Annotated in this window: 2 protein-coding genes and 1 pseudogene; all 3 read left to right on the plus strand. The window is 67.2% G+C overall.

Features of this window, described 5'->3' with window-relative positions:
- A pseudogene (locus VOI19_RS18735) lies at nucleotides 1-608 on the plus strand (GMP synthase (glutamine-hydrolyzing)); the annotation flags it as partial.
- A 224-nt stretch (nucleotides 609-832) separates the two neighbouring features.
- On the plus strand, nucleotides 833-1,594 hold the full coding sequence (locus VOI19_RS18740) for a hypothetical protein (protein WP_323794452.1): 762 nt from the start codon (nucleotides 833-835) through the stop codon (nucleotides 1,592-1,594).
- A partial coding sequence (locus VOI19_RS18745) for an RNA polymerase sigma factor (RefSeq protein WP_323794453.1) occupies nucleotides 1,591-1,940 on the plus strand: 350 nt, incomplete at its 3' end. The genes VOI19_RS18740 and VOI19_RS18745, both read left to right, overlap by 4 nt.

The following is a 1,940-nucleotide window of genomic DNA, read 5'->3' on the forward strand; positions in this document are numbered from 1 at the left end:
GTGCCGACGGCGACAAGGTCGCCTTCCTCGTGCAGGGCACTCTCTACCCCGACGTCGTCGAGTCGGGCGGGGGAGCGGGCGCCTCCACCATCAAGTCGCACCACAACGTCGGCGGGCTGCCCGACGACCTCGAGTTCGAGCTCGTCGAGCCGCTGCGCGCCCTCTTCAAGGACGAGGTGCGCGCCGTGGGTGAGCAGCTCGGCCTGCCCGCCGAGATCGTGCACCGCCAGCCCTTCCCGGGCCCCGGCCTCGGGATCCGCATCATCGGCGAGGTCACCCGCGAGCGGCTCGACATCCTGCGCGAGGCCGACGCGATCGCCCGCGAAGAGCTCACCCGCGCCGGTCTCGACCGCGACATCTGGCAGATGCCGGTGGTCCTGCTGGCCGACGTCCGCTCGGTCGGTGTGCAGGGTGACGGCCGCACCTACGGCCACCCCGTCGTCCTGCGCCCCGTGACCTCCGAGGACGCCATGACCGCCGACTGGGCGCGCCTGCCCTACGACCTGATGGAGCGGATCTCGACCCGCATCACCAACGAGGTCGCCGAGATCAACCGCGTCACCGTCGACATCACCTCCAAGCCCCCGGGCACCATCGAGTGGGAGTGAGCCGGGTGCTCTGACCTGCGGAAACGTCCTCCGACCTGTACTGAATCTGTTGGTTGCAGCGCTGAAGTTGCCCGCTCTCGCCAGCCCCGTAGCGCACGCACAGAGTAGTTGAGTCCGTAGGTCGGCGGATAGGTAGTCGACTTCGAACAACGCACTTCGGGCTCAGCGTCCCCTGATGTAACGCGCCGACACCTCTTGTTGGAAGCACTACTCAAGGAGGAAGCATGGCTGAGAGCAAGAAGAACGGTCAGGAGTGGTTGGGGAGTCACAGCGAGGCGGTTCGAAGTGCTGCGCCGGATGTTCCCGCCTTCGCTGAGGGCGAGAAAGTTGCGATCTGGCAGCAGATCGAGGCAACTGCGACGAGCCCGGCAACTCGTCCCACGCGTCGGAAGGCGGCAGCGGCGGCAGTCGCCGCCCTCGCGGCGGTCGGAGTTGCTGGTGCCGCGACGGCAGGGGTGATTAGCGCGCATACGGGGCAGTTCCCGGTCGATGCCGAGGATGTCGAGCTCGGTGGACCGGGTGAGCGGCTCGACCCGTCAGCACCCGATTTTCCTCTGGTCGTTGCTGACGTGACCGGCGACATCCGCTTCCCATCTGACGAGACGCACGACCTCGCGGTCTCCTGGGAGGTCGAGAACTATGCGACCAAGCGGGCCAACTCTCGCGTGGCGTCCGGTCAGATTCGTTTGTGGACGGCCGGCAATGCTGTCTGCGCGTGGAGCGATCTTTGGGCGAAGTCTCTGCGAGTCGCTGACGAGCCCACGGAGGAGGAGGCTGCGAGCGTGATCCTTGAAGCGCGCGCCTGGACGGCCATCACCGACACCGACTCCAGCTTCGCCAACGACTCGGAGTTTGCCTGGCTCCCGGACTTGGAGCGTGCCATTCGCTCCCACGACGCCTCGGCTGCTCGAGAGGCGCTCCGTGGACACCAGGCTTGCCTGCCACCTGGGCTGGCGCCGGAGTTGGGACTGGACGACCAGTGGTGAGCTCGTCAGCATCTCGCCACGATGTCGAGGTCCTTTACCGGCGACACGCAGATGAGCTCCACGGCTACCTCTACCGTCGGGCGGGCTCAGACGGGACCGACCTGCTGAGCGACGTTTTCGTGGTGGCGCTCCAGCGCGTGAACGACCTGCCGGAGCCGGACCTGCGGCGGGCTTGGCTCTTCGCCACTGCGAGGCGGCTTCTACTTGCCTCGGCGCGAGGCTCTCGCAAACGTGAAGGTGCGGAGGTTGAGCAGGCGAGGCTCTACACGACTGGCGAAGACGGACCGGATGAGCTGACCGAGCGGGTGACGGCGGTTCGTGAGGCGCTCGCTTGCCTGCGCGAACC

The organism is Nocardioides sp. (genome assembly GCF_034670285.1).
Lineage (GTDB): Bacteria > Actinomycetota > Actinomycetes > Propionibacteriales > Nocardioidaceae > Nocardioides.

Coding starts and splice junctions, on each gene's coding strand:
- VOI19_RS18740 (WP_323794452.1), top strand. CDS start 833: ATGGCTGAGAGCAAGAAGAACGGTCAGGAGTGGTTGGGGAGTCACAGC.